17 protein-coding genes are annotated in these 21,851 nt (G+C 38.8%); 5 read left to right on the forward strand and 12 right to left on the reverse strand.

Annotation, left to right across the window (positions count from 1 at the left end; all coding sequences use genetic code 11):
* The first annotated feature begins 510 nt into the window (after window positions 1-510).
* The gene (locus tag OQ267_RS02940; RefSeq protein WP_265834825.1) at window positions 511-3,672 is read left to right on the forward strand and encodes a P-loop NTPase fold protein; all 3,162 of its coding nucleotides are present in this window, start codon (window positions 511-513) and stop codon (window positions 3,670-3,672) included.
* Between the two features lie 590 nt (window positions 3,673-4,262).
* Here OQ267_RS02940 and OQ267_RS02945 read toward each other — a convergent pair.
* Window positions 4,263-5,975: an amidohydrolase family protein gene (locus OQ267_RS02945; RefSeq protein WP_265834826.1), complete on the reverse strand. Its 1,713-nt coding sequence runs from the start codon at window positions 5,973-5,975 to the stop codon at window positions 4,263-4,265.
* 748 nt (window positions 5,976-6,723) lie between these two features.
* Between OQ267_RS02945 and OQ267_RS02950 the strand changes: the two genes are divergently transcribed.
* Entirely contained in the window at window positions 6,724-7,335 is a 612-nt protein-coding gene (locus tag OQ267_RS02950) for a GIN domain-containing protein (protein WP_265834827.1), read from the forward strand.
* Window positions 7,336-7,388: 53 nt separating this feature from the next.
* Here the strand turns inward: OQ267_RS02950 and OQ267_RS02955 are convergent, their stop codons facing one another.
* The 10 genes from OQ267_RS02955 to OQ267_RS03000 form a co-directional block, all read right to left on the reverse strand.
* Window positions 7,389-7,916 carry a thermonuclease family protein gene (locus OQ267_RS02955; RefSeq protein WP_265834828.1) on the reverse strand — a complete coding sequence of 176 codons (528 nt, stop codon included), beginning with the start codon at window positions 7,914-7,916 and terminating at the stop codon, window positions 7,389-7,391.
* Window positions 7,898-8,107: a hypothetical protein gene (locus tag OQ267_RS02960; RefSeq protein ID WP_088301148.1), complete on the reverse strand. Its 210-nt coding sequence runs from the start codon at window positions 8,105-8,107 to the stop codon at window positions 7,898-7,900. Before OQ267_RS02960 ends, OQ267_RS02955 begins: the two co-directional genes overlap by 19 nt.
* 88 nt (window positions 8,108-8,195) lie before the next feature.
* Window positions 8,196-9,056, reverse strand: coding sequence for a hypothetical protein (locus OQ267_RS02965; RefSeq protein ID WP_265834829.1), 861 nt, complete (start codon window positions 9,054-9,056; stop codon window positions 8,196-8,198).
* Window positions 9,057-9,067: 11 nt separating this feature from the next.
* Window positions 9,068-10,396 carry a hypothetical protein gene (locus OQ267_RS02970; RefSeq protein WP_265834830.1) on the reverse strand — a complete coding sequence of 443 codons (1,329 nt, stop codon included), beginning with the start codon at window positions 10,394-10,396 and terminating at the stop codon, window positions 9,068-9,070.
* Between the two features lie 21 nt (window positions 10,397-10,417).
* Window positions 10,418-10,849, reverse strand: coding sequence for a DUF6804 family protein (locus tag OQ267_RS02975; RefSeq protein WP_265834831.1), 432 nt, complete (start codon window positions 10,847-10,849; stop codon window positions 10,418-10,420).
* Complete coding sequence (locus tag OQ267_RS02980; protein WP_265834832.1) at window positions 10,849-11,958, reverse strand: DUF4236 domain-containing protein; 1,110 nt, start codon at window positions 11,956-11,958, stop codon at window positions 10,849-10,851. The genes OQ267_RS02975 and OQ267_RS02980 overlap by 1 nt, the downstream gene beginning before the upstream one ends.
* 224 nt (window positions 11,959-12,182) lie before the next feature.
* Window positions 12,183-12,389, reverse strand: coding sequence for a hypothetical protein (locus OQ267_RS02985; RefSeq protein WP_265819481.1), 207 nt, complete (start codon window positions 12,387-12,389; stop codon window positions 12,183-12,185).
* Between the two features lie 510 nt (window positions 12,390-12,899).
* Window positions 12,900-13,565: a response regulator gene (locus OQ267_RS02990; protein WP_265834833.1), complete on the reverse strand. Its 666-nt coding sequence runs from the start codon at window positions 13,563-13,565 to the stop codon at window positions 12,900-12,902.
* Window positions 13,566-13,575: 10 nt separating this feature from the next.
* Window positions 13,576-15,015: a tetratricopeptide repeat-containing sensor histidine kinase gene (locus tag OQ267_RS02995; protein ID WP_265834834.1), complete on the reverse strand. Its 1,440-nt coding sequence runs from the start codon at window positions 15,013-15,015 to the stop codon at window positions 13,576-13,578.
* Window positions 15,016-15,423: 408 nt separating this feature from the next.
* Window positions 15,424-15,603, reverse strand: a complete 180-nt coding sequence (locus OQ267_RS03000; RefSeq protein WP_265819484.1) for a hypothetical protein — start codon at window positions 15,601-15,603, stop codon at window positions 15,424-15,426.
* 367 nt (window positions 15,604-15,970) lie between these two features.
* Here OQ267_RS03000 and OQ267_RS03005 point away from each other — a divergent pair, with 367 nt between their 5' ends.
* On the forward strand, window positions 15,971-17,143 hold the full coding sequence (locus tag OQ267_RS03005; protein ID WP_265834835.1) for a hypothetical protein: 1,173 nt from the start codon (window positions 15,971-15,973) through the stop codon (window positions 17,141-17,143).
* 451 nt (window positions 17,144-17,594) lie between these two features.
* Here OQ267_RS03005 and OQ267_RS03010 read toward each other — a convergent pair whose 3' ends face one another.
* Window positions 17,595-19,196: a hypothetical protein gene (locus OQ267_RS03010; RefSeq protein WP_265834836.1), complete on the reverse strand. Its 1,602-nt coding sequence runs from the start codon at window positions 19,194-19,196 to the stop codon at window positions 17,595-17,597.
* Window positions 19,197-19,647: 451 nt separating this feature from the next.
* Here OQ267_RS03010 and OQ267_RS03015 point away from each other — a divergent pair, with 451 nt between their 5' ends.
* Together OQ267_RS03015 and OQ267_RS03020 are read left to right on the forward strand one after the other, a co-directional pair.
* On the forward strand, window positions 19,648-20,397 hold the full coding sequence (locus OQ267_RS03015) for a helix-turn-helix domain-containing protein (protein ID WP_265834837.1): 750 nt from the start codon (window positions 19,648-19,650) through the stop codon (window positions 20,395-20,397).
* 22 nt (window positions 20,398-20,419) lie between these two features.
* A complete protein-coding gene (locus tag OQ267_RS03020; protein WP_265834838.1) occupies window positions 20,420-21,580 on the forward strand; it encodes an FAD-dependent oxidoreductase in 1,161 nt (386 codons plus the stop codon).
* Window positions 21,581-21,851 lie beyond the last annotated feature (271 nt).

Here is a 21,851-nt window from a genome sequence, read left to right on the forward strand (position 1 = left end):
TGCGTTTATCAATATAGTTTCAATTTGCTTCTAAAATATTCCTTCAGGAAACACCCGATTTGGGCAGTGGTATCGGTTCCCAGTAGGCCAAATGAGGATTAAAGTAAAGTAGGTTGGCCTTGCTCAAGGCCAGAATTTATTGAGTTAATGAAAGTCTAGCATGAAGCATTCTTTTGGTTCGAGCCGCAAGACAGTGGTAAAGACGATCGGTTAACTCGTCATTTCCATCCAGTGCGAGCGGGAGGTTTTGGCGATGTGGTAAACGATAAACTGAGTGTTATAAAAAACATTTAAATTAGGTATTTTCTGCATAATGTGTTCGATTGTCTTATAGGCACTTAGGAGTATGCTCGGATTTAATTGGCAAAGCTTGGATCGCATTTCCATCCTATCCCCCCTTCCCAGCATACTCTGATGTTAAAAAGGAACATCCGCAACATAAATTTAGAGCCTTTTTTCTACTTCTAGAGTGATTGACTTACTTTAGCGGGATAAATTAATGCTTTCCATATGAAACTTGAACAAATTAAACTGGTACTTGGAGACCTTTTTAAAGCGCATGCAGATGTCTTCGTCATCCCATGCTCTACGTTAGGTACCATCGGTAGTCCCTTTAGATTGGGGCTTGACCGAGAACTAGGGTATCGGTTCAAGGATGATCTTGGCAACCTGGAACTTAGTAGTGTAGCAATGCGTCTCTTCAAGAAATCAGTAAACAGGGACATTGTGCTGCTTTTCGCCGCGGCAGTGGATGAGCAGAATAGCAGCTTTGAGGCGATTGAGAAGCTTATTGTCAACATCTTCTCGATCGTGTCGAGTTTAACTGAGGCCAAATCGATTGCCATGCCCCTAATTGGTTCGGGTGCAGGCGGACTTGAAGGGGTGAAACTTTATGAAACCTGGATGAGGGGACTACTGGCTAGTGACCTATCTGCTGAACTTTCGATCTATATTAAGGACATAAATTTATACCATCGTATCCTTTCTGCTGAACCCAGCTTAGCTGTTGAGGAAACTGTATCGCTTGAAAGGATTTATCTTTTCGAGCCTCCTGCTCAGACCGAATTAAGCGAATACCTGGAAAAGGGCATATGGATCAATAAACATTTAAATGCGATTCCGCTAGTCAAAGAGATTGAACTTGGTGCACGTATACTGGTGAAGCGCTATCAGGATATCGAAGAAAGATCGGGCCTAGTAGTGATAGCCATCGGAGTAGTCACATATAATGCGGGCAATGGAGAGAACCTCATTGTAGATTGGAAGCTCAAGGACCTGGAATTAAGGCTAGCGACTGAACACCGATATGACCGGGCGGTGGCAAGGGTCGGTGCGAAGAATACGAAGACAATTATGGGAAAGTTGGAGGAAGCAATAGCCATTTACACCGAGGTAGGAGATTTGCTTCCAGGCCCAGAACTTCCCATTAGAGCCACGTCCAAGATTGCCTCCCTACGCAGTGACAGTGACAAGGGAACCGATCATTTGGAGATGGAAATGGATTATACCTCTTTTGCCAAGATTATCGCTGCAAAGGATTTTATCCCGCCCCTTTCTGTCGCGCTTTTTGGCAAATGGGGGTCTGGAAAGAGTTTTTTTATGAATAAGCTCAATATGCAAATTCAGGACTATTGTGGCCTTCCAAATTATTGCAGCGGTGTGGTACAGATTCATTTCAATGCTTGGTCTTATATGGATGCGAACCTTTGGGCGAGCATGGTGAGCAGAATCTTTGAGGGCTTGCAGTTTTATATCAAGGGACAAAATGCGACTGATGATGAAAAAGGGTTGATTCAGAAACAGCTCAACCAGCAGCTCGTCATCACCTCTGATGAACTGTCTAAGATTTCTGATGAAAAAGCCAGGGTTACTCTGGAAATAAAGAAACTTCAGGCCAAAAAATCAAGTGCCAAAACCATATTGACTGCCAGGATAAACTCTATCAAGCGGGGCAGTTTCAAAAAGGCTGCCCTACAGCTGGATCAATCCTTTAAGGTGCGCTCAAGGCTGGAGGATATGATCAAAAATGATGAAGATATCCAGATGAGCATGAAGGAGATCCAAAAAGTAGTCCCACAACGTTATTTAGATAATCCGGAGGAAGCCTATGAAAAGGCGAAGTCTGGATATGCCTTCGTTTCCGCGTTCCTTGACCAAAAGCGTCTTGTCGGGAACCTGATTTTTTTGGCATTGGTACTTTTAATGATTGCGGTAATGCCCTGGTTGGTGAACAAGATAATGGGATTTACCGATCTGGCTATATTGCCTTCGATTCAGTCTGCGGTTTTTCTCTTGGCGGTAGTTACACCCATCTTGATCCGAGTTAAAAAGACATATGGAAAGGTGGCCACTCTGATATCGGCATTCTGGAAGATCCGGGAAGACTACCGAGACGAGATCGCCAAGGCAAAATTGGAGGCAGATCGGCAAGAAAAGGCAATTGAACTGCAGATCTTGGCGGATCAGGCGGAATTAAAATCACTTGATCAAGGCCTAATAAAGGCTAAGGAGGAACTGAGTAAGCTGAACTTTCGAAATGAGCATGCAGTAGCGACCGAGGCCCTTTACAGCTTTATCGAAAAACGCTGTAATAGCGGGGAATACCAAAAGCACCTAGGTATCGTGTCGATCATCCGCAAGGACTTCGAGGTACTCAGCAATCTTTTTGTCGACCACAATCTGGAGGAAAAGGAGCGCAGCCAGGAAGCAGAGGAAAAGATACAGGCCTTTAGGAAGCTTTTTGATAAGCCGCTGGAGCGGATTGTGCTGTACATTGATGACCTGGACCGCTGTCCAGAGGAACGTGTCGTGGAGGTACTAGAGGCGGTCAATCTGCTTATGGCCTTTCCCCTGTTTGTGGTAGTGGTTGGCGTGGATCCCCGATGGGTAAAAAAAGCGCTGGCCATCCGCTACCATAAGCAGTTTGGCGAGGGAAACCAGCAGGATGAAGTGACAGCCGCAGATTACCTGGAAAAGATCTTTCAGGTACCCTTTCATCTTAAGCAGGCAAATGATGCGGCGGTAAAGAACATGCTGGCCCAGTTGATTGATGTTGGCGAAGAGGTCTCTGATGCAAGCAGATACGCGCCGAGTATCGATATGACCGATTCAGGTGCTGGGCTGGTTGCTACTGGATCATCTGCCCATTTGGATGTCGTTGCCCACGCTAGTACCGAGCTGGATCTGGGTTATGGAGAACACGATTCGGGAGGAGACAGCGAGCGGGTTAAAGATGCACACCTTAAACTCTCGCTGATGGAGCGCCAGGTGATCCAACAAATGTCAGGAATCTTGGGATCAAACCCAAGGGCGATTAAGCGCTTTGTGAATATCTATAAAATCGTGCGGTCTCATGAGGGATTGGAATACCTGAAAAGCGAGGAAGAGAATTCCTTCTTTATGGTTATGTTTCTGCTGGCGGTCTACCATGGCAGGTTTAAAAGATTGTCTGCGTCGCTTGATGCTGCAATCATGACTGCTGGAAGCGGTAATGGAACACTCGAGAAGTTTCTCGATCCGCTTCAAAACAGCATTGGAAGCTTAAATTCCGATCTCATTCGCTTGAGTGAGGTATTGAAAGCCATACCAGATGGAGAGCAGTTCTTGAGAAAGGCACTTGCTTCCTTTATTGGATTCAATACCCTGATCAGGCGGTTTTGTTTTACGCTTTAAGGATTTCAATGCGTTTTCATTTCATTTGGTGAAGGTGCATCCAAAAGGTAATAAGATAAATCTTAAAAATCGCTTAGCCAGGGAGATTCTACAGTACATACCTTTTGATTAAAACTTAAGCACATTCGCATAAAATGAAAGTCAAATAGATACCTCTTTCCAATCGGAACCAGACGCAAAATATTATGACATATGAATTATTCCTTGCATTATTTCAGTTCATTTAGTAAATTTGAATGATAACATTTGAGACCAAAAAAAGGTGATTTTGATAGTTAGTGAGTCGGAATTGTATTTTTCAAGTATTTGATAGTCAGAAAGTTATTTAAATAAAACTTGTTCTGGTTTCGTCGGTACATCAATTCATTTTACCATGCTGGATGATAAAAGGCTAAGCTTTGACGGGCATGTTAAATCGCTCAGGATGACGGGAGATTCGGCGCTTATTAAGCTTTCATTACCTAAACAAAGTAATGATATTCATAATGGGCTGAAAGCCAACCATTAGTATAGGTGTAAAGTTGAGATGGCTAAAGTAAGCATCATGACAGGGATACTTCGCAATACCCTGAATAGGTAAACGCGATGATTCAATTGGTGATCACAAACTGATTCCTGATGATGGTAGGAATGTGTTGCAAGGTATTGATATGGAGCAGTGGATTCTCATCAAGAATCAAAATGTCGCCATCTTTGCCCTGGCTAATGCTTCCGTTCTTTTGCGCTTCACCCATTACTTCAGCGGGGATGATCGTTGCAGACCTGATCGCATTAAGGGGACTTATACCACATCGTATATAATTCTGAATCTCATCGGCAATAGTCCCCTCATTGTCTGTTCCGGCCACGATTGGGATATGGTTATCGGCAAAGAGCTTAACAAGCTTCTGGTAATAGGCCACTTTTTTATTTCCCGCCAACTGGTAAACATTTAATGTGGGATCCAAAAAGGTATGATGCGATCTCATGCTATCCAGCAGACTTTGATTAGCTGTTTTCAGGTCACTGGAAGACCAGTTTATACTGTTCATGAAATAATTGATGTGACTGATACTCCGCATTCCGTTATTAATAAAGTAGCTTACCGTATAGCCTGTTGGTAAATGCCCTACAACATCCATATGATACCGTTTGGCTTCTTCCACGATACTGTTAAAGTCTTTCTTTTTAACGCTGCTGTATACTTTTATCTGCCTAAAACCAGCATCATGGTAGGCACCTATATTTTTTTTGATTTCGTTTTCATTAGTGGCTAGCATGGTCCCCAGTGTGGCTGGTGACTTGCCATCCAAAAGCCCGGCGGCATAGTAGTTGGGGGCTGGTGTTGATTCCTTTCTAACCATATCCATCAGCTGTTTTGCAAAATCAAACTCATTACCCATATCTCTGATTGAAGTTACTCCTGAGCGTAACTCCCGCTGAAGATAAGACGGGTGAAATATGTGTGCATGCATATCCCACAGACCAGGAAGCAAGAATTTGTTGGTTGCATCAATCAGGCGTGCTCCCGGTGGAATTAGCGACCTGTTAATGGTTCCTACATAGTCTATTTTTCCTTTGATGATCAGCACCATAGTGTTATTTTGCAGTTCGCCATGGTGGGTAACATCAATGATTGTTCCACCTAAAATGGCAATTGCAGGATTTTTTTTGGCAGAGATGCCACTGTTATCTGTATAGGCCTGTAGCAAATGGTGTGTTGATTGTTGATTGAGCTTGGTGAATGCCGATAGATACCGTTCATCAATCACCTCTCTCTTGTCACCCTCACTATCTATTGTGGTTAAAAAAACAGCTTTACCCTGCGCATCTGTCCAGAATATCTCATCCAGGCCATTGTTGATCAGAAAGGTTTTCCATCCACTTACTTTATATGCATCTGTCATGTCAGTTATTTCACTGATTCGGATAGCGGATCCATCTAATGCAGATTTTACAAAGGCAGGACGTGCTGCTTTAATCCAACAATCAATCAGCATTTCTCTCAATTTTATAGAGCCGTTCTGGCTCAAAGGAAAACCCTGGCTGGCGGAATACAGTTGATCTATTTTTTCTTGCTTGAAACGCGACGTTTGTCCGATGGAGGTATATCTTGTGCCAGTAGCATTTGGCGTTAGTGCAGCGGTAAGCATTAAAGCCTGACCACGGTCTACGGTACGGATAGTGATATCAACAGCAGTGTTGTCAGTGCTTCCCGCAATGGAAACTTTTTCTGTGCCGATTTTATTTTCGAGTTTATACACCTGATAGTTCTGTGTTACCTGAGCTGCCGTGAAGGGTAAATAAACCGTGAAACTGAGCATGAAAACTATCAGTAAGCTGTAATTCCTTGTCTGTGTCATACTTGTAATAATACTTATAATGACTGACAACGGGAAAAAAACTTATTTTTTGTATTCAGGCAAGTAAAACAGCTTCCCCCAGTAACGTTCTGGTAGGCGAAAAGTAGTGGAGTAAAGTCAGACCTATGCCTGTATATCCATCAACGATACTGTGTTCATTGTAAAGAGAATTATTTTATCCAGATACCTTTGCAAATCTAAATTCAAAGAAATGTAGCAGTATGAAGCGGATGAAGAGGTTGCCATAAATAATTCATTACTTGATTCAACTTATCTGGCTTTAATGCCTATTTTCTTTGTTCAAGTCCCAAGAGAAAACGAAGGTCTAGCCTGGCTTTATGAAGATATTGACCAAAATATGAGCAGGACTATTTATACCTAAAGGGTATAAACAACAATACAACGCCAAATTATGACCTTTAGGGTATAGCCCGGTGTGTTCAAGAAACCAAGCTGTTCATGATACGTGAACAGGCAAATAAAATGAACATCACCACATTTTTGAAAGCCGATGACAAACATCTGTGTAGCCGCAAAGGCTGGATTTAAAAAAATCAGGCCAGATAACCCATAACCGTTCGTCTAGAAATTACAGGCGTTGGTCTAGCGGTTACTGATGCTGGTATAATACCGGGTTTTTGCCTGCAACGTTTGATGGACAGCTGCGTCTTAATCACAAAACAATAGCAAAAATTTAAAACATAAAGATATGAAAACCTTCACTAAAATAGTATTCGCAGCAGCATTAACAGCAGTCGCATTCACTTCATCAGTAATGGCCACTTTTGCCGCTGAGCCCGTTAAAGCAGAAACAAAAACTGCCTCATTATCAACATTCAACAGAATTTGGGTGAGCGGGAATGTAAAAATCATCTTAACGCAGGGTGACAAGCAAAATGTATCGGGCACCAGTAATTATGACGCTGCAAAAACCTTCGTGTCAACTGATGGAAAAACCTTGTTCATCAACTCCATGGAAACCAATCAGGTCATACTGAATATTACTGTAAAAGATTTAGAAAGAATTGAAGCTTACGGTCAATCGGTGGTGGTAACCAGCAATAACTTCGATGTAAAATACCTTCAGTTGTTTTTGAACCAGAGTGCTACAGCGAAGATTAAAACGACAACAGGCAGTTTGTATACCATTGTTAAGGATGATGCAGTATTAAAATTAAATGGTACTGCCGATCAAAGTACCATGATCGCCAGCAATATGAAAAATGTGAAATTAGGAGACTTTGCCAGTCTTAAATCTGCATCATATGCTTCTGAAGCGATGATGGAAGCAGCGCAAAATGCAATGGTGTTAGCCAAATAAAAAATATCAATCAAATAGTTAAAGCTGCCCATTGGGCGGCTTTTACGCTAACCCTATTTTCCGGGCAATGGCGCTTTTGATTTCCGCCATTCCCAGGGGGCTATGGCACTACTATCCTGCCATAAACCCACTTTGTTTTTCCTGGCTGTGATTTCTAACCGGGCATATAAGAGATCGGTTGAGTATTTTTTAAAATGCCAGGCCATGCCCAGCTTCAGCATTTCCTGATTGATTATTTGTTTTTTATGGTTAATAACCACCGCGATTAATCTTTTGTAGCGGTCGTATTTTTGGCCCTGTATTTCCACCAGCTGTCCGAAACATAAATCTGACAGGGCTTTTTTTGCTTTTTGACCGTAAGGTTGTGAGCGTCTTTTTTCGGGGCAATCAATGTGGGCCAGCCGGATTTTAATGGGAAAATCCTGATATAAAACTTCCATGGTATCGCCATCTAAAATGCGGATTACTTTGGCTGTAAAAACAAGATTACTATAATTTATGCCTTTATTTCCTCCTGGCTGGATAAAGCAGGCCTGAAGCGTGAGCAACAATAGCAGCAGGCTTACTTTTCCCAGCCGCATAGTGTTTTGCCGTCTTTTTTGGCTTTTTCGATATCAATGGAAATAACCCTGTAAGTGCAATTGCGTAAACCGCGGCATTTTGAATTATTATGGTATTTTTTGGCATTCGGACTGTTGCAGATGTACACTGTAAGGGTTTCTTTGCAGGTCATGTTAGCAAAGAAGAGGATAAGTAAAGAGAGTGTTTTCATGATGAAAGGATGATTGAGGGAAATTATGGGATAGTTTTTCTCTGTTAATGAAGATTTTTTTGAATGTGATAAATAGTTATAAATCGGATCATTGTTTATAGCCTCCCTGAATAAAATCATTAATTACAGGCGCTAAATTAGTAGCTAAATCAGTCGTCCGTAGTTCGAATTTCTTCACCTTCATTGCTTTAAACCAATCTGTCCAATATTGCTTAATCACATCTTCCTCGTAAGGGTTATTAACGGATGGCTTAATGCCCAAAACGATTATTTCGAGTTCTTTCAAATTATAAGGGAAGGTAATAAAACCAAGATTGTTCTTTCTCATAACGGCAGGAAAATTTGCTGTCGTGAGTTTTTTCAAGCTAAGAAATTGCGGAGTGATGTAGGAACTTTTACCTGCCTCTTCAATTTTACTGTTTTTATAATACATGTAACCATCGGTTAGTATCACTAAAATATTCCGATGATCTGGTTTAATACAATATTGCTGTACATTATTTTTAAAAAACCTCCAGATATCGGAGCCCACATAATTACCATCTTTAATGGCGCTCTGGTAAATTTTAGTAGGATTATCGGTATAAACCTTATCTATATTTTGGAAATCCTTTTTACTGGTTTTGGGATTAAAATCAACCTTTAATTGTTCACTTAATTCATTAATGTTGGGGATATTGGGCAGAGGATTAAAGAAAACCTGCATCTGGTCTTTTAACAGCAGCATCTTTTTTCCTCTTACATGATTAATAAAGGACTTTTGTACTGATTTAATATACTGAAGATCGCGTTGGTAAATCCCAGGATTCTTTTTAGGATCAATCCGATCAGATAAATCCAGTAAAAAGCTGATATTAAGGTTCTGTTTCGCAGGCTGGGCTTTAGCCTCGGTTGCAAAAACACTGGTCATTAAGATGCCCAGCAATATGTTTGATAATTTTAAATTCATGATCTTGGGCTTTATAACGTAGTAGTATAAACAGCATTTTGGGAATCTTCACTGGCCCCTACACGTTTAAGGTTTTCGTGATAGCAGGCAATACACTCACTTTCGAGCGTACTTTTTTCATATTGAGAAATATGCAGTTTTTGGTTAATAAAGGTGATCCATCCCTGCATGTATTCTGAAGCATATAAAACGTACTCCTTCGTTGGTATAATTACAGCATCGATTATCTGTTGCAATGCAGTAACCCTTCCCTGTGCCTCCAGCGAACTTTTCTTGATTTCACTAAGTTCCTCGAGCAATTTTGCCTTTTGAATTTCAATATCGGCTATCCTATCCTGATGAATCTGGATGTCTTTTTTTCTACGCAATTGCTCATGTTTGATTTTGTCTTTCTCCCGGTGTTCTTTCATGATAAAATCGAACACTACACCCCAAATCAGATACACTACAAAACCTGCAAAGATGATTCCCCAGAACTGGATTTTGCTAAAAGCAATTGGAATATTAAAATCCTGGCTATCAACAGTTCTATTCAATTCATATATTTTTTCTTCAATCTGATAGGCTAAAATGGCATCGAAAACAAAGGTGGTAAGTAACAGTAAGCTAACTTTAATATAGTTTATCACACTTTTAACCTCTCCAAACATGTGAATCAAATAACCCAAACCTAAAAACACAAAGGGAATAAAGGTTACAAATGCACCTTCCAGTGATCCATCCTGCCAGGCCTTTTCAAAAGCTTTAGAATCGAGCACATTCATAATGATGGTGCTATTGGCATCAAAGGGTTTAAAAAAGGCAGAATAAGAGGTAGAAATATAAAAGGTAAATAAATACAGGCTTAAAGGCATCAGGATGATCAAACCAATCCAGAACTTACTTGAAGCACCTTTTGAAGCACTGATGTGGTATTTCTCGAGATTCCGGGACAGGTCGTTAATTTCAAATTTTAACTCTTCAATATGATCTTTTACGGCCCTGATATCGCTTTCCACCTTGTTAATCTGCTGTTCTTTACTTTCTTTACTGATGACCAGTGTTTTAATTTCGGTTTCTTTAGTTTTCTGCTCACTGATATAGGGTTCTTTCGCCAGTTGCTGTTTTTCTACCAACTCCTTTTCTTCATTTTGAAACCTGGCATAAATGGCATTTAAGCATATCGAGAGTGCCAAAGGGCTGCCACTGTTTCTAGATGCGTCCCTAAAGCCAGCTTCGTGGTAAGTTCTCCTTCTTACCTCTTCTGTTTCATTGGTAACCGGATCCTTAATTTTTATATTTCCATCCTGAGGCAGATCAGCTGTTTTTGGGTTGAAAAATTCTTCTATTTGGGCAATCATAACATTAAGTTTTGGGTTGATTTATGATGTGATTATTGTATTTCTTTTTGCCGAAACAATGCGGTCTCTGGGGTATGTTTTTTGAACGGGTAAAATTTCAGCCGCTTTTTCTTCTTTTTTTTCAGGTTCACTTTTCTTATAAAAAGCAATAATTAAAAACAATAGTCCGGTGATGATATCCAATGGGATCCAGATGCTTTTTCTATGCAGGTAAATGGGAAATAGGGGGTTAAAAAGGATAAGCACGAGAACAAAAATGATGGCTAAGGAATATTTTTTTTGCTTAATCCAGCTGTAAATAAGCAATGCCGCTCCCAATGAAACAATGGTTCTTAAAAAGGCATAATATTCTATGGGCAACTTTAGTATAGCGATGAAACATGCTATGGCACAGATGACACCTGTAAACCTTACTGTAATTATACCCTTATTATCTTCATTCATCTGTTTCATCAACGGTATTTTATTGTCGCTTGGTAATCCCTAAACGTTTGACTAAATGCTTCTGTAAATTCATAATTGCTAAATTCGTATTCTTCATTTAAGCCTGTATTTGTACGGAGGTTGATCTGTCCATATTTGGCGATCGGAATTTGATAGTTACCTTTAAACCTTTTATCCGGTGTGCCGTTTTTATTTACTTTTGCCCAAGTCTTGTCAATAACTTTCGAATCGCGGGGTACCGTTCCTGTTTCTGTAAACCGCACATAACTTTGCTGTACATTAATTTCATCAAGTCCGATGATGGCAAAATCTTTCTGGTTAGCGTACATTATGATAAAACTGGGGTAGAAGTATAAATCTGCGCCATTTGCATTTTCAAAATAAAGTGCTTCAACATCAGACCTGATCTCAGCAAGCGATTTAAAAGAGAACTTTACGTCTCTTTTGCTTACAATAGTGCTGGCCAATGAACGCGTAGCAACACGGTCTTGAAAGTGTGCACTGGTTACATCCCAAATTTTATGCGAGGTAGTTAAATTTTTAAATGCTTTAATTAGCTGTTCGTACTTTTCTCTGATTTCTGAATCGAATTCTACATCCAGTTTCACGTAACAGTGATCAATCAGATCTGTAGTTTGTTTTATAGCCTCCTTTTGTGCCTCAATATTGAGCTTCAAATTTTTGGGTATTGTTTTATTTATCAACCCATAAAGGAATAGGTAACTTAAAATCAGTTTCATTTTTGAAGTGCCCAATGCTGTCTGAATGTTTAGCAGATCACTTTTTAACTCTTTTCTTTGTTGCCGGGCCAAAAGGATGGCTTCTTTTACCCCTGCCATATTTTGACTGGTTATCTCCTGCACATCTGCACTAAAAATATTCCCAAAAAGATGCAGAGGCGCATCGCGATCGTAGCTATCAGGAGTAGTGTTTGAACCCGGCAGTTTATGTCTGTTGTTAATGTTTAAAAACGGAAGAGAAGTATTTAGATAAGTTCCCGATTTTCCGAAAGTCATACTTGCCCCTTTAACCCCAATGGACGTGGATATGCCACTTTTACTTAAGTTTAAATGAACACCTGGGATAATTTTAATTCGTTTATGAAAGCTCCAAGCCATTTTGATGTTTTTTAATTTTGATACTCCAAAACTATGTAGCTTAAAGAGGCTTTCCTTACGGAAAACCGTAAAATGATAAACTATTTATAAAAAAGCTAAATCTTGATTTACAGGTGATTATGTTTTTTAAATTGGAATATAAACACTAAAAAAGGATTGCCTCTTATTCTTAAAATGAATAGGAAACAATCCTGCAATTTTAAACACTTAAAGCGATATCAGTTTTAGGTGGTGTGGCAGTCTATGGAACATGTTCTGCAACCATTTGATTTGCTATAAGTTTTTTTCGCTTCTGTTACTGCACCCTTGCATGAAGAAAATTCACCCAGATACTTCCTGTTATCACTGGAAGGTAAGTAAGTACAATTTTCATCATGAACTTCATGATCGCCGTTACTTTGGGCATTTTTGTTTACATAATACTTTTTCATCTTAAATTATTTTAGACAATAAACCTAAGGCGGCAAGAATTTTTTTCCTAAAGGAAAACCGTAAAGCAAAATTTAAAAGTTTCTTTCTGATCAGATTTCTCCACTGCGTTCGAAATGGTCATCTCGCAAGACAGAGGCCGGACTGAAGGAGCCGAAGCAATCTTTTTAGGATAGATTGATGTTTTAATCGTTCATGTTTGAGAGCTTAGCGATTATTCATGCTAAACTATCAAACATTAGCTTTTTTTAGCCATAGAGATTTACAGCGGCATATCACAGCGCATACTGAGTTTTTTAAAATTAGCAAATCCAATAGAATGATCGTCATCTCGACCGGAGCAATGCGAAGTGGAGAGATCTATAAATAGATTTAGCTTCGCTAAGCATTACGTGGTTCTCGACTGTGCTGCAGCCAATGCTATCGGGTTCGCTCAAAATGACGTAACTTGAAGGGATTTTTAAGCCTAGATCAATTGACTTCAGACTGAAGACTTAGGACTTAAAGACTAACTAAATAATCCCCATGTCTTTACAATAAGCGATTAGTTGTTCATTTTTAGAAAAACCAAGCACTTCCTTCATCAGGTTAAGGCGTTTTTCGATGCTACTGAGACCAGAGGGTTTTATATCATTTTCCTGCAGGTAGTAAGGAATGTTTTTTTGAGGTGTGCCTTCCACCAGTTGGGAGATGATGGCAATATCCAGATCTGTAAAATCGTGTGAATTATTTTCTTTTCTGGCCAGCTTTACATCGGGTGAGAGGTATTTTTTATGGTTATGGATGGCATTGATGGCCAGCTTGAGGTATTGGCCGTCGTGACGGGCTTTTCGGACATAACCATCAATGTTCATTTCTTTAAATAGCATATCGATAACCGCCGTTTTACTTTCTCCGGAAAATACCAGTGTTTTTAAATTAGGCTGTACTTCTTTTGCCGCTTTGATGAGTTCGGCACCCCCGGCAATTTTTTGCCGGTTATGATCTTCTTCAAAATAGAGATCGGTAATCAACAGTTCGTAGGGTTGATCTGTTTTGGCCGCATTTTTTATCCAGGTCAGTGCATCATCACAATAATAAACGTATTCGGGTCTTTCTGCACCCAGGTCGGCCAATGTTCTCTGCAGCGAAATATTCTGTGTTTCTTGATCTTCGGCAATAAGTATTCTTTTAAACATATTAATACAATTAGGAAACCGGAAAAGAGATTTGGATTTTAAGCCCCTTTTCAACTTTGGTATCAAAGATAATTGTACCACCAATGGCATCAATACGGGTTCCCGTATTTGTTAAGCCATTTTTGGGTTGTGGCTTACCTGCTATGCCAATACCGTTATCGGTATAAAAAATGTTTATTTTTTGCTGCACCTGCTCAAATTTGATCACCACATCGCTTGCCTGGCTATGCTTGCCCATGTTGACCATCAGCTCCTGAAGGATATGTTCTATTTCATCTTTGGCCTGTTCAGAAACTTTTTCCCACAATGTGGCCGAATTCCCGACCAGTATTACCCGGGTATTTTCGGAAGCGAAGGATTTTAACAGCTCAAATATTTTGTCGTGAAAGTCTTGATTTTTAGATCTTGGTTTTTCGTAGGAGAGGTCACGCGATTGCTCATAAAGTTCTTCTATCTCGTTAACAATAGGATTGTCTTTTAGGGTCTCCTGATTATCGAGTTTACTCATAATCCGATATAATCCATTGGCAACCACATCATGCACTTTTTGAGAGGTTTTGAGTTTGTTTTCGCGGATGGTGTTTTGAGCTTGGAGCTCTAATCTTTGTTTTCTCTTTTTGTACCAAAGGGTACCGGCGATAATGATTAAAAGAATACCAATAATAAGGATGATGATCTGATACCTTTTGCCTTCATTGTCTTTCTGCAGCACCAAATTATCGGCTTTGCTTTTTTCCGTGTCATAACGGATCAGTGCAAACTGGTTTTTGGCAGCACTACGGGCGGTTTGGACACTATCGTTTAATTTTTCATAAACATTGAAAAAATGTTTAGTTTCTTTGGGTTGACTTAGTTTGATGAGTTTTTGTAGAGCTTCAAGTTGGTCATTTGCACTTTTTATTTCTTTAGCTACTTTATACATTTTATTGGCATAAAATAAGGCAGAATCTGATTGCTTTTGGATATAATAGTCTGCAAGATTTGCATAACTTGAGTTTTGCCCCCATAAATCATTTTCTTTTTTTCGAATTTGTAGCGATTTTAAAAATTGTGGAACTGGATCGTATTGAGAATTTTCAAGCCATTTCGTTTTTGCAATATTGGTTAATACGCGGGCATATTCTTGTTCATTTTTAGACGTTTTTGCTAAAATCTGATCATAGATTTTAAGTGATGACTTATAATCCTTTATTTCTTGGTAAACCTTAGCCTTATTATTTAGATACATATAAGTATCTAAGGAATCATCAGAAAATTTGATCGCAGAATCGTATAGTCTTAGTGAATTATCATAATCTTTTAAATTGTACGTGGCAATGCCTAAATTATTATAATTAGATCCCAGATAATAATGATGACTCGTATCACTTTCATTCAAATATTTATTAGCCTCTATTGAGGTTTCCTGGCCTCCGAAATAATCACCTGCATTTGTTAGCAATATGGCCATATTAATTAAGCTACTAGCTGTACTTAAACTATCTTTATTTTCTAGTCCAAATTCTTTCGCTTGATTAAATACTCTGAAGGCACTATCTGGTTTTCTATTGTTACGATATTTTTTAGCTATATCGTAATATGGATTATGAAATTTCTTTTTTATACTTTCTTTTTTTGAACAAGAAAATAGAAATAAGAGAAGGATAAGTGATGAGAGCAGTTTCAAGGGAGGTATTTTTTTATTCGAAAATACAAAAAAAGCTCTTATTATTTAATGTTTTTATTATCAGATACATTGTGTTAAATCTGATTAATTATTCGTTTAAACTTTCTTAATGTTTATTCAAGTTGTAAGCAGTATAATTGTTTTTGAAATAAAAAAAAGGAAGATGGCTAGTGGCCATCTTCCTTAAAGATATTACCTTGGAGGATTTTGTCCTGTGTCTCCACCAGTACCATCGTCACCTGGGTCTCCTGGGTCGCCAGGCGTATTGTTGTTGGTGCTTACTGTTGTACCGCCATTGTGGGTACAGTTGCTATTGGTATTCGATGGGCTTACAAAGCCTAATAATATGGCAATAAAATATGGTAAAAACATGATTCAAAAATTTTAGAAATGAAATACTGTGTAGTTCCCCTCGCACCATGCGAGGGGTTTGCTACGGTTGTAAATCAGAAGGCCTTCTGAAATTTTTGGGAAGTGATGAGCGTCTGTCGCGGGAGCTAGTAACTGCTTCCCAAACCGGCTACTAACGACCGCGATTTCTACTCTTTTTATTAATCAGTTTTTTATTTAGCTTTGATAATGAATCGCCGCCTGTGCTGATCAACGATACAAATATGGGGTGAGTCAAAAGATTAATTATCAATACATTCCGATGTTTCCCTTCTTTCCATTATAATTCCGGAAAACCGTAAAGTTTCCGGAAATTCCACCCCTATTTTTACGCTAAATTTTTAAAGAAATGTTTGAAGAGTATAAATCATCCCTACTAGATTTTTATCATGTAAAAAGAAAAAGCCAGCGGCTCACGCTTAATCTTGATCAACCCGGCAGAGAAAAGTTAAGGAAAGAATGTGTTGAGGTTTTTTTGAGAAAAAACACTCAAAAAGACAAAGACTTAATTAGGTTTATTTTCGATCCCCGAAACCAATTTGATGATCAGGTGAGAAGTATAGAAAGATTTAAGCTGGACAAATTCAGACCGCTGGTAAGTTTTATGGTAGAAGGAAGAAGTACAAGGGATGAAGGCCTGGTTAAGCTTCTTGCCTGGTTAATAGATTTTCCATCCTACAATGAATGGAGAGAACTTAGCGAAGAAGAATTAAAATTTATTTTTGAGGAAGCAGCTAAAAAGCCAGAAGAAGATGCGAATGATGTTACAATTGATGAGGGAGAGCTTAAGAATGAAGAAGAAGCGATTCAAGTAGAAGATTCAAATGACGATCAGCCAAAAAAGGAAGAATTCAAGAAAGAAGGTCAAAGTGGTGGTGAACTAGAAAATGATAGAGACGGAGAGGAATCTAACCCTGAATCGGAATACGTTCGTCTCTTCTCCCCCCGCTACATCACCATATCCTGTATCCTTCTACTTTTTATTGGCTCGACCTCTTTTGTTGCATGGGAAACTAGTCCCTCTTCAATTCGAATGCCAAAAGCAGATGAGGGATGTATGTACTGGAATGAAGATCATTATGAGCCGGTAAAATGCGGTACACAAATGGCAAATGCTACAATAATCCCATTAAATCTTAAAAAGTTACAGCGTCAAAGGAAGATTAACCTATCAGATACCCTAACCAGCTACTCATTAGGTAAAGTATGGTACAAAGGTTTTGTAAAAAATCATGAATTTTTCACGGATAGCGGTGCATATCCTTTAGATACACAAAGAGTGCTCAAACCCCTTTCAAATACCATTTTAACCAAGTACACGTCTAATTACCGCTATTGGAATGCCCGGTTAGCATGGTTTTTATGTGCCGCTTTTTTTATAAGCCTTTGCGGCTTTGCGGTGAGTAAGCTAGAGAAAGAAGTCATAACAAAAGATGATTCTGGAGCGCAGGATACGCAAGCAGTATTACCATTAGCGGAAGAACCCATAGTTGAACAAACCGAAGGCTCTTTGGCCATGTAATTAATGATAGAATGTTTAGTGCATTTTATATTGTATTTACGTCGCGGGAGTTCTATTACTCAAATTATGGCTACCCAGTTTGAGCAATGGCATGCGCTGGAATTAATGTGTGTAATCAATACAATTGGTGTTCTGCTAAATGGAAGTGCACAAGGATTTCTTAATCTTTGTTTTTTGATGTATGTGTATGATTGTTAGTACGAAAGTAATTCGAAAAACAACCTTGATTTTTCCATCCTAATGATTTTCCCCATCTCGTGAAATACGCTTTCTGCCATTTAATTGCTAAGATCGACAAAGTCATAAGAGGACATTAATATATGGCTGAACTTTAAATTTGTCTTTATTGAAAGGATTTTATAATAGCCCCTAACCAATGGAATATTTAGGATAAAATTGAGTATAAAAAACGGAGGATCAGAAATTTATAGCTGTCCTCCGTTTTCTATTTTTAGAAATATTGATAATCTGGTATGTAAGATCTGGTAATTACAATAGGGGTTTTATCGTACCCTGTTTTGGGTATTATAGTAACTGTTACCTTTACTACAAAGTTTTTATTAAAACCACCAACAGTTATAGTAGGCAAATCATTATCCTCATTTGGGTTACCAGGAACCGGAATAGGGCCTCTGATGTTCTCTGTGAATGAACCATGTTGTACCTGGTAAAATTTATTTGCTTCGTCCTGATAAGCTAAAATCCCGCCAGTAATTAGGCCTGTCATTACAGAATTATTCCAGTTACTGTTTCCTTTAAATTGATCATAATAAAACAAATCCGTACTAACTTCATAAGATTCAATCTCCGGTAATAGATCAGGGTTGATCTTCACTTTAATTGAACTGGGATCTAAGAAATAATGTCTTTGATAGAGGTCGTCATCTGGTGGCAGGTGATTACCTCCGGTAGCTTGCTGGGAAGTTAATAAAACAGGTTTACTTTCCAGGTTCCAAACACCAAGCTGTTTATCAAAACAAGGAAGCAGGAAATTACTCAAGTCTGGGCGTGTACCGGGAGTATAAAGGCCTGCAATTGATGATACATTATTGGCCGATGTTGAACTTATTGTTCCAAGCAGGTTGATGGTACCATTGGTTTTAAATTCTATTTTTTGGGTAGTCGATGTTGTTTCTGATTTTTTGCCTATGAATGATCCAAATAATAAATTGATGCCGGCGTTTATAATCTCTTTTACTCCGCCACCGATCACAACACTTGCGGCACTGCCAAATATTTTTTTTATAAATGATGAACTATCAGATTTTACTTTGCTTTTGATGTAGTCTTTTGCTGCATCGCCACCAGATTTTGCTGCAGAATTAGCAGCGTCCTGTAAACCGTTCTTCGTCCCTACACTAACGATTGTTCCGGCTGAGCTTAGCTGCACATCACCGGATAAGCTAACCTGAGAAATATTACTGGTGGTAGAAAATACACGCATTTTAATTATTTTGGCAGCAGCATCTGGGTCATATGTGATTTCGGTATCAAATGCATTCCAGCCGCGTGAAATTCCTTTTGTAGTCGCATCTAAACTTAAATTGCTTGATATCGCCAATGGATCTTGACTCAGTTCATTAATCGGGGTGGCAAAATAGCCCACATTATTAAGCAATGCATTCTGACTGGTAAAACTAAGTCCCCACATACCGTTACTTCCAGCTGTGACATCATCAGCTAAAAAGTAATAAGTACGAATGATACCGGTAAACTTATTATAAAAAAACAAATAATTCTGACCATTCTCGGTACCGCTTAAAAAATTATATAATAGCTCCCAACCCTCCTCTTTTTTGTAATCACTTAAGATGAAATCAGGTATTTGTGTGGTTGCACCATTATACCATGGAAGAATACGGGTTTGGCCATTTGTCAGGCTTACATAGGGATTGGTTTCCCAGTTGAAACAACTGTTTACACCAGTTATCGTGTTTATCGTTGCCTGCGAACCAGGTTTCGTTAATGCTTCGATATCTTTAGGAAGATCTTTTTTGCAAGATGTAAAAAAGCTTAATGTCAGTGTTAATGAATAAAGGTAGTTTTTTTTCATAAAAGGGTTTTTAGTTTAAAAATATTAGAAATGAATTTGCGAATAGATGAATAACAGTTTGTAGTTGTGATGATCAATAAAGATGCTTTTACAAAATTTTTAAGCAGGCAATATAATATTTTAGTAATGGTACTACAAATTGATTACATTAAAAAAGCACTTTATAAGTATTTTAAAGTAATTATTAATGTATTTCTAATGTAGTTTTAATCTTAATCTTCTGTGATTTTATTTAAAATAGAAATAGTGGTAAATGTTCAGGGGTCATAGATTTTTGAAACGATCGAGAAATATATTTAAGTAGGATTTCAGGCATGGGCATTAAATGAAATAGCTGGCTATCCCTAAAAATAGAGGCACTGCTATGGTATCATAAATTCTCCATGATTTTTTAACTGCGAATATTTAAATTTGAGCACACGCGGATGAAAAATCACCTTTTGTTAACATCATGAACAACGATTTACATTTTCAACTTGGCTATCCGGATCAGTCGCTCAGTGATTTTGTATATTGTTTCTCCTCTCTGCAAAATTTCTCCAATCAAGAGCAGGCCGTGATCATTCCCAATGGCAAAATTGACCTGATATTTTCAAAAATTGGTGAAGCTGATTTTCAGATTGCCTTGCTTGGACTGGAAACCAAGCCTAAACATGTTGATGCCGAGGTGAATAGCTTTTTTTCTGTAAGCTTTCATCCATTGGCAATAGAATACTTGTTCCACTTTCCTATTGCTGAACTGTTGGATACCGGGAAAATATTGCCATCAGGTTTCTGGAATATCAACAGCAATGACCTGAACAATTTTGAAGGATTCTGTAAAAAGATAACAGCGAAAATCCATTCCATTTTACCTGAAAAAATAGATGAGCGGAAAAGAAAGTTGTTTCAACTGATCTTTTCTTCCAATGGGGAAATCTCCATCAGTGTGCTTGCCCAGGAAATTTTCTGGAGCCAACGGCAGATCAACCGTTATTTTAAACAGCAGTTTGGGCTCTCCTTAAAATCGTATTGCAAGATACTTCGCTTTCAGGCTTCCCTTCGTGATATTAAAAATGGTGAGCTTTATCCAAAACTTAATTTTACCGACCAGTCGCATTTCATTAAAGAAATCAAACAGTTTGCCGGCGTGTCGCCTAAAGAACTCCATAAAAACAAAAACGACCGTTTTTTACAATTCCTCGTTTACAAGGAGGAGTAGTTTTGCTGTATAAACAACGATTATGCGGTTAGAAAACAAAAAAATAGCCATTATAGGGGGTGGTCCCGGCGGACTGACCCTGGCAAGACTTCTACAACAAAAGAATATTAATGTGAAAGTGTATGAAAGAGATGTTGATAGAAATGCCCGGGTGCAGGGATCTCCTTTGGATTTACATGAACATTCAGGGCTGGCCGCATTAAGGGAAGCAGGTTTACTGGATGAATTCAGGAAAAATTATATGGAAGGTGCGGATAAGACTACGATTACCAATGAACAGGCAGAGATTGTTTTCAGCGACGCCGAAAATAAACAGGAAGAAGCATTTGGAGAGGAGCATTTTCGGCCGGAGATTGATCGTGGCGTGTTGCGTAGCATCCTGATTGATGCCTTAGATGCGGCGTGCATCGTTTGGAACAGGCAATTTGTCGCCATGCAAAAACAAGGTGAGGGCTGGCTGTTAAATTTTAAAGATGGCACAAATGAATATGCGGATATCGTGATCGGTTCGGACGGTGCAAATTCAAAAATCCGTCCTTATCTAACCCATGTTCAAGCTTTTTATTCGGGTATTACCATGCTTGAAGGCAATATTTACGATGCTGAAAAAAAAGTCCCGAAGATTTCGGCTATGCTGCGGGGCGGAAAGATCATGGCATTCGGAAATCAGCAGAATATCCTGATGGGACAAAAATCGAATGGAGAAATTGGTTTTTATGCCAGTTTTAAAGCCGAAGCACACTGGGCGGAAAAGAGTGGTCTGGATTTTTCTGATAAATCAGAGATGCTTGAATGGTTTAAAACAGCATACAGCGAATGGAATGAAATCTGGCAGGAGTTATTTGAGCATGCAGCTATGCCTTATATTGTAAGACCAATTAACTGTATGCCATTGAACCAAAGTTGGGCTGCCATGCCCAATCTGACCATTATTGGTGATGCTGCACACCTTATGCCGCCATTTGCCGGAGAGGGCGCAAATATGGCCATGCTAGATGCGCTGGAATTGAGCCGGATGCTCTTATCAGAAGAGTATAATGATATTCGGCATGCAATCGCTCACTATGAAACCGAAATGCGGGAAAGAGCATCTTTAAAAGCAAAAGAATCTCTTGAAAATGGCGAAAGGATGCATAGTGAAAATGCACTGTCTGTTATGACCAGTTTCTTTAGCGGAACTTAGCGGAAACTTAAAAAGGCCCTTTTAAATGCTATAAATTAATATTAAATGGCAGTTTATTGTAAGTGGTCACTCGTATTAAAATGTAATTTTAAAATTATTTAATTTGTAGTATAAATTTTATTAAAAATGTAAAATTTATAATTTTTTAACTCTTTTTTGTAAGTTTTTTTAAGGCTAATGTTTTCCGGTTTTGATTAGGCTTATCATTCCAGTTGTAACCGTTTCCTTTTTGATATCATGGTTCTGCATTAATGTGCCTCATATGTGGCAG

This window comes from Pedobacter sp. MR22-3 (assembly GCF_026240075.1).
Classification (GTDB): domain Bacteria; phylum Bacteroidota; class Bacteroidia; order Sphingobacteriales; family Sphingobacteriaceae; genus Pedobacter.

What these genes read in the sequence shown, in the direction of transcription:
- OQ267_RS02940 (WP_265834825.1), top strand. Translation starts at nt 511, where the DNA reads ATGAAACTTGAACAAATTAAACTGGTACTTGGAGACCTTTTTAAAGCG.
- OQ267_RS03015 (WP_265834837.1), top strand. Translation starts at nt 19,648, where the DNA reads ATGAACAACGATTTACATTTTCAACTTGGCTATCCGGATCAGTCGCTC.
- OQ267_RS02960 (WP_088301148.1), bottom strand. Translation starts at nt 8,107, where the DNA reads ATGAAAACACTCTCTTTACTTATCCTCTTCTTTGCTAACATGACCTGC.
- OQ267_RS02955 (WP_265834828.1), bottom strand. Translation starts at nt 7,916, where the DNA reads ATGCGGCTGGGAAAAGTAAGCCTGCTGCTATTGTTGCTCACGCTTCAG.
- OQ267_RS02990 (WP_265834833.1), bottom strand. Translation starts at nt 13,565, where the DNA reads ATGTTTAAAAGAATACTTATTGCCGAAGATCAAGAAACACAGAATATT.
- OQ267_RS03020 (WP_265834838.1), top strand. Translation starts at nt 20,420, where the DNA reads ATGCGGTTAGAAAACAAAAAAATAGCCATTATAGGGGGTGGTCCCGGC.
- OQ267_RS02950 (WP_265834827.1), top strand. Translation starts at nt 6,724, where the DNA reads ATGAAAACCTTCACTAAAATAGTATTCGCAGCAGCATTAACAGCAGTC.
- OQ267_RS02945 (WP_265834826.1), bottom strand. Translation starts at nt 5,975, where the DNA reads ATGCTCAGTTTCACGGTTTATTTACCCTTCACGGCAGCTCAGGTAACA.
- OQ267_RS02965 (WP_265834829.1), bottom strand. Translation starts at nt 9,056, where the DNA reads ATGAATTTAAAATTATCAAACATATTGCTGGGCATCTTAATGACCAGT.
- OQ267_RS02970 (WP_265834830.1), bottom strand. Translation starts at nt 10,396, where the DNA reads ATGATTGCCCAAATAGAAGAATTTTTCAACCCAAAAACAGCTGATCTG.
- OQ267_RS03010 (WP_265834836.1), bottom strand. Translation starts at nt 19,196, where the DNA reads ATGAAAAAAAACTACCTTTATTCATTAACACTGACATTAAGCTTTTTT.
- OQ267_RS02985 (WP_265819481.1), bottom strand. Translation starts at nt 12,389, where the DNA reads ATGAAAAAGTATTATGTAAACAAAAATGCCCAAAGTAACGGCGATCAT.
- OQ267_RS03000 (WP_265819484.1), bottom strand. Translation starts at nt 15,603, where the DNA reads ATGTTTTTACCATATTTTATTGCCATATTATTAGGCTTTGTAAGCCCA.
- OQ267_RS03005 (WP_265834835.1), top strand. Translation starts at nt 15,971, where the DNA reads ATGTTTGAAGAGTATAAATCATCCCTACTAGATTTTTATCATGTAAAA.
- OQ267_RS02995 (WP_265834834.1), bottom strand. Translation starts at nt 15,015, where the DNA reads ATGGCCATATTGCTAACAAATGCAGGTGATTATTTCGGAGGCCAGGAA.
- OQ267_RS02980 (WP_265834832.1), bottom strand. Translation starts at nt 11,958, where the DNA reads ATGGCTTGGAGCTTTCATAAACGAATTAAAATTATCCCAGGTGTTCAT.
- OQ267_RS02975 (WP_265834831.1), bottom strand. Translation starts at nt 10,849, where the DNA reads ATGAAACAGATGAATGAAGATAATAAGGGTATAATTACAGTAAGGTTT.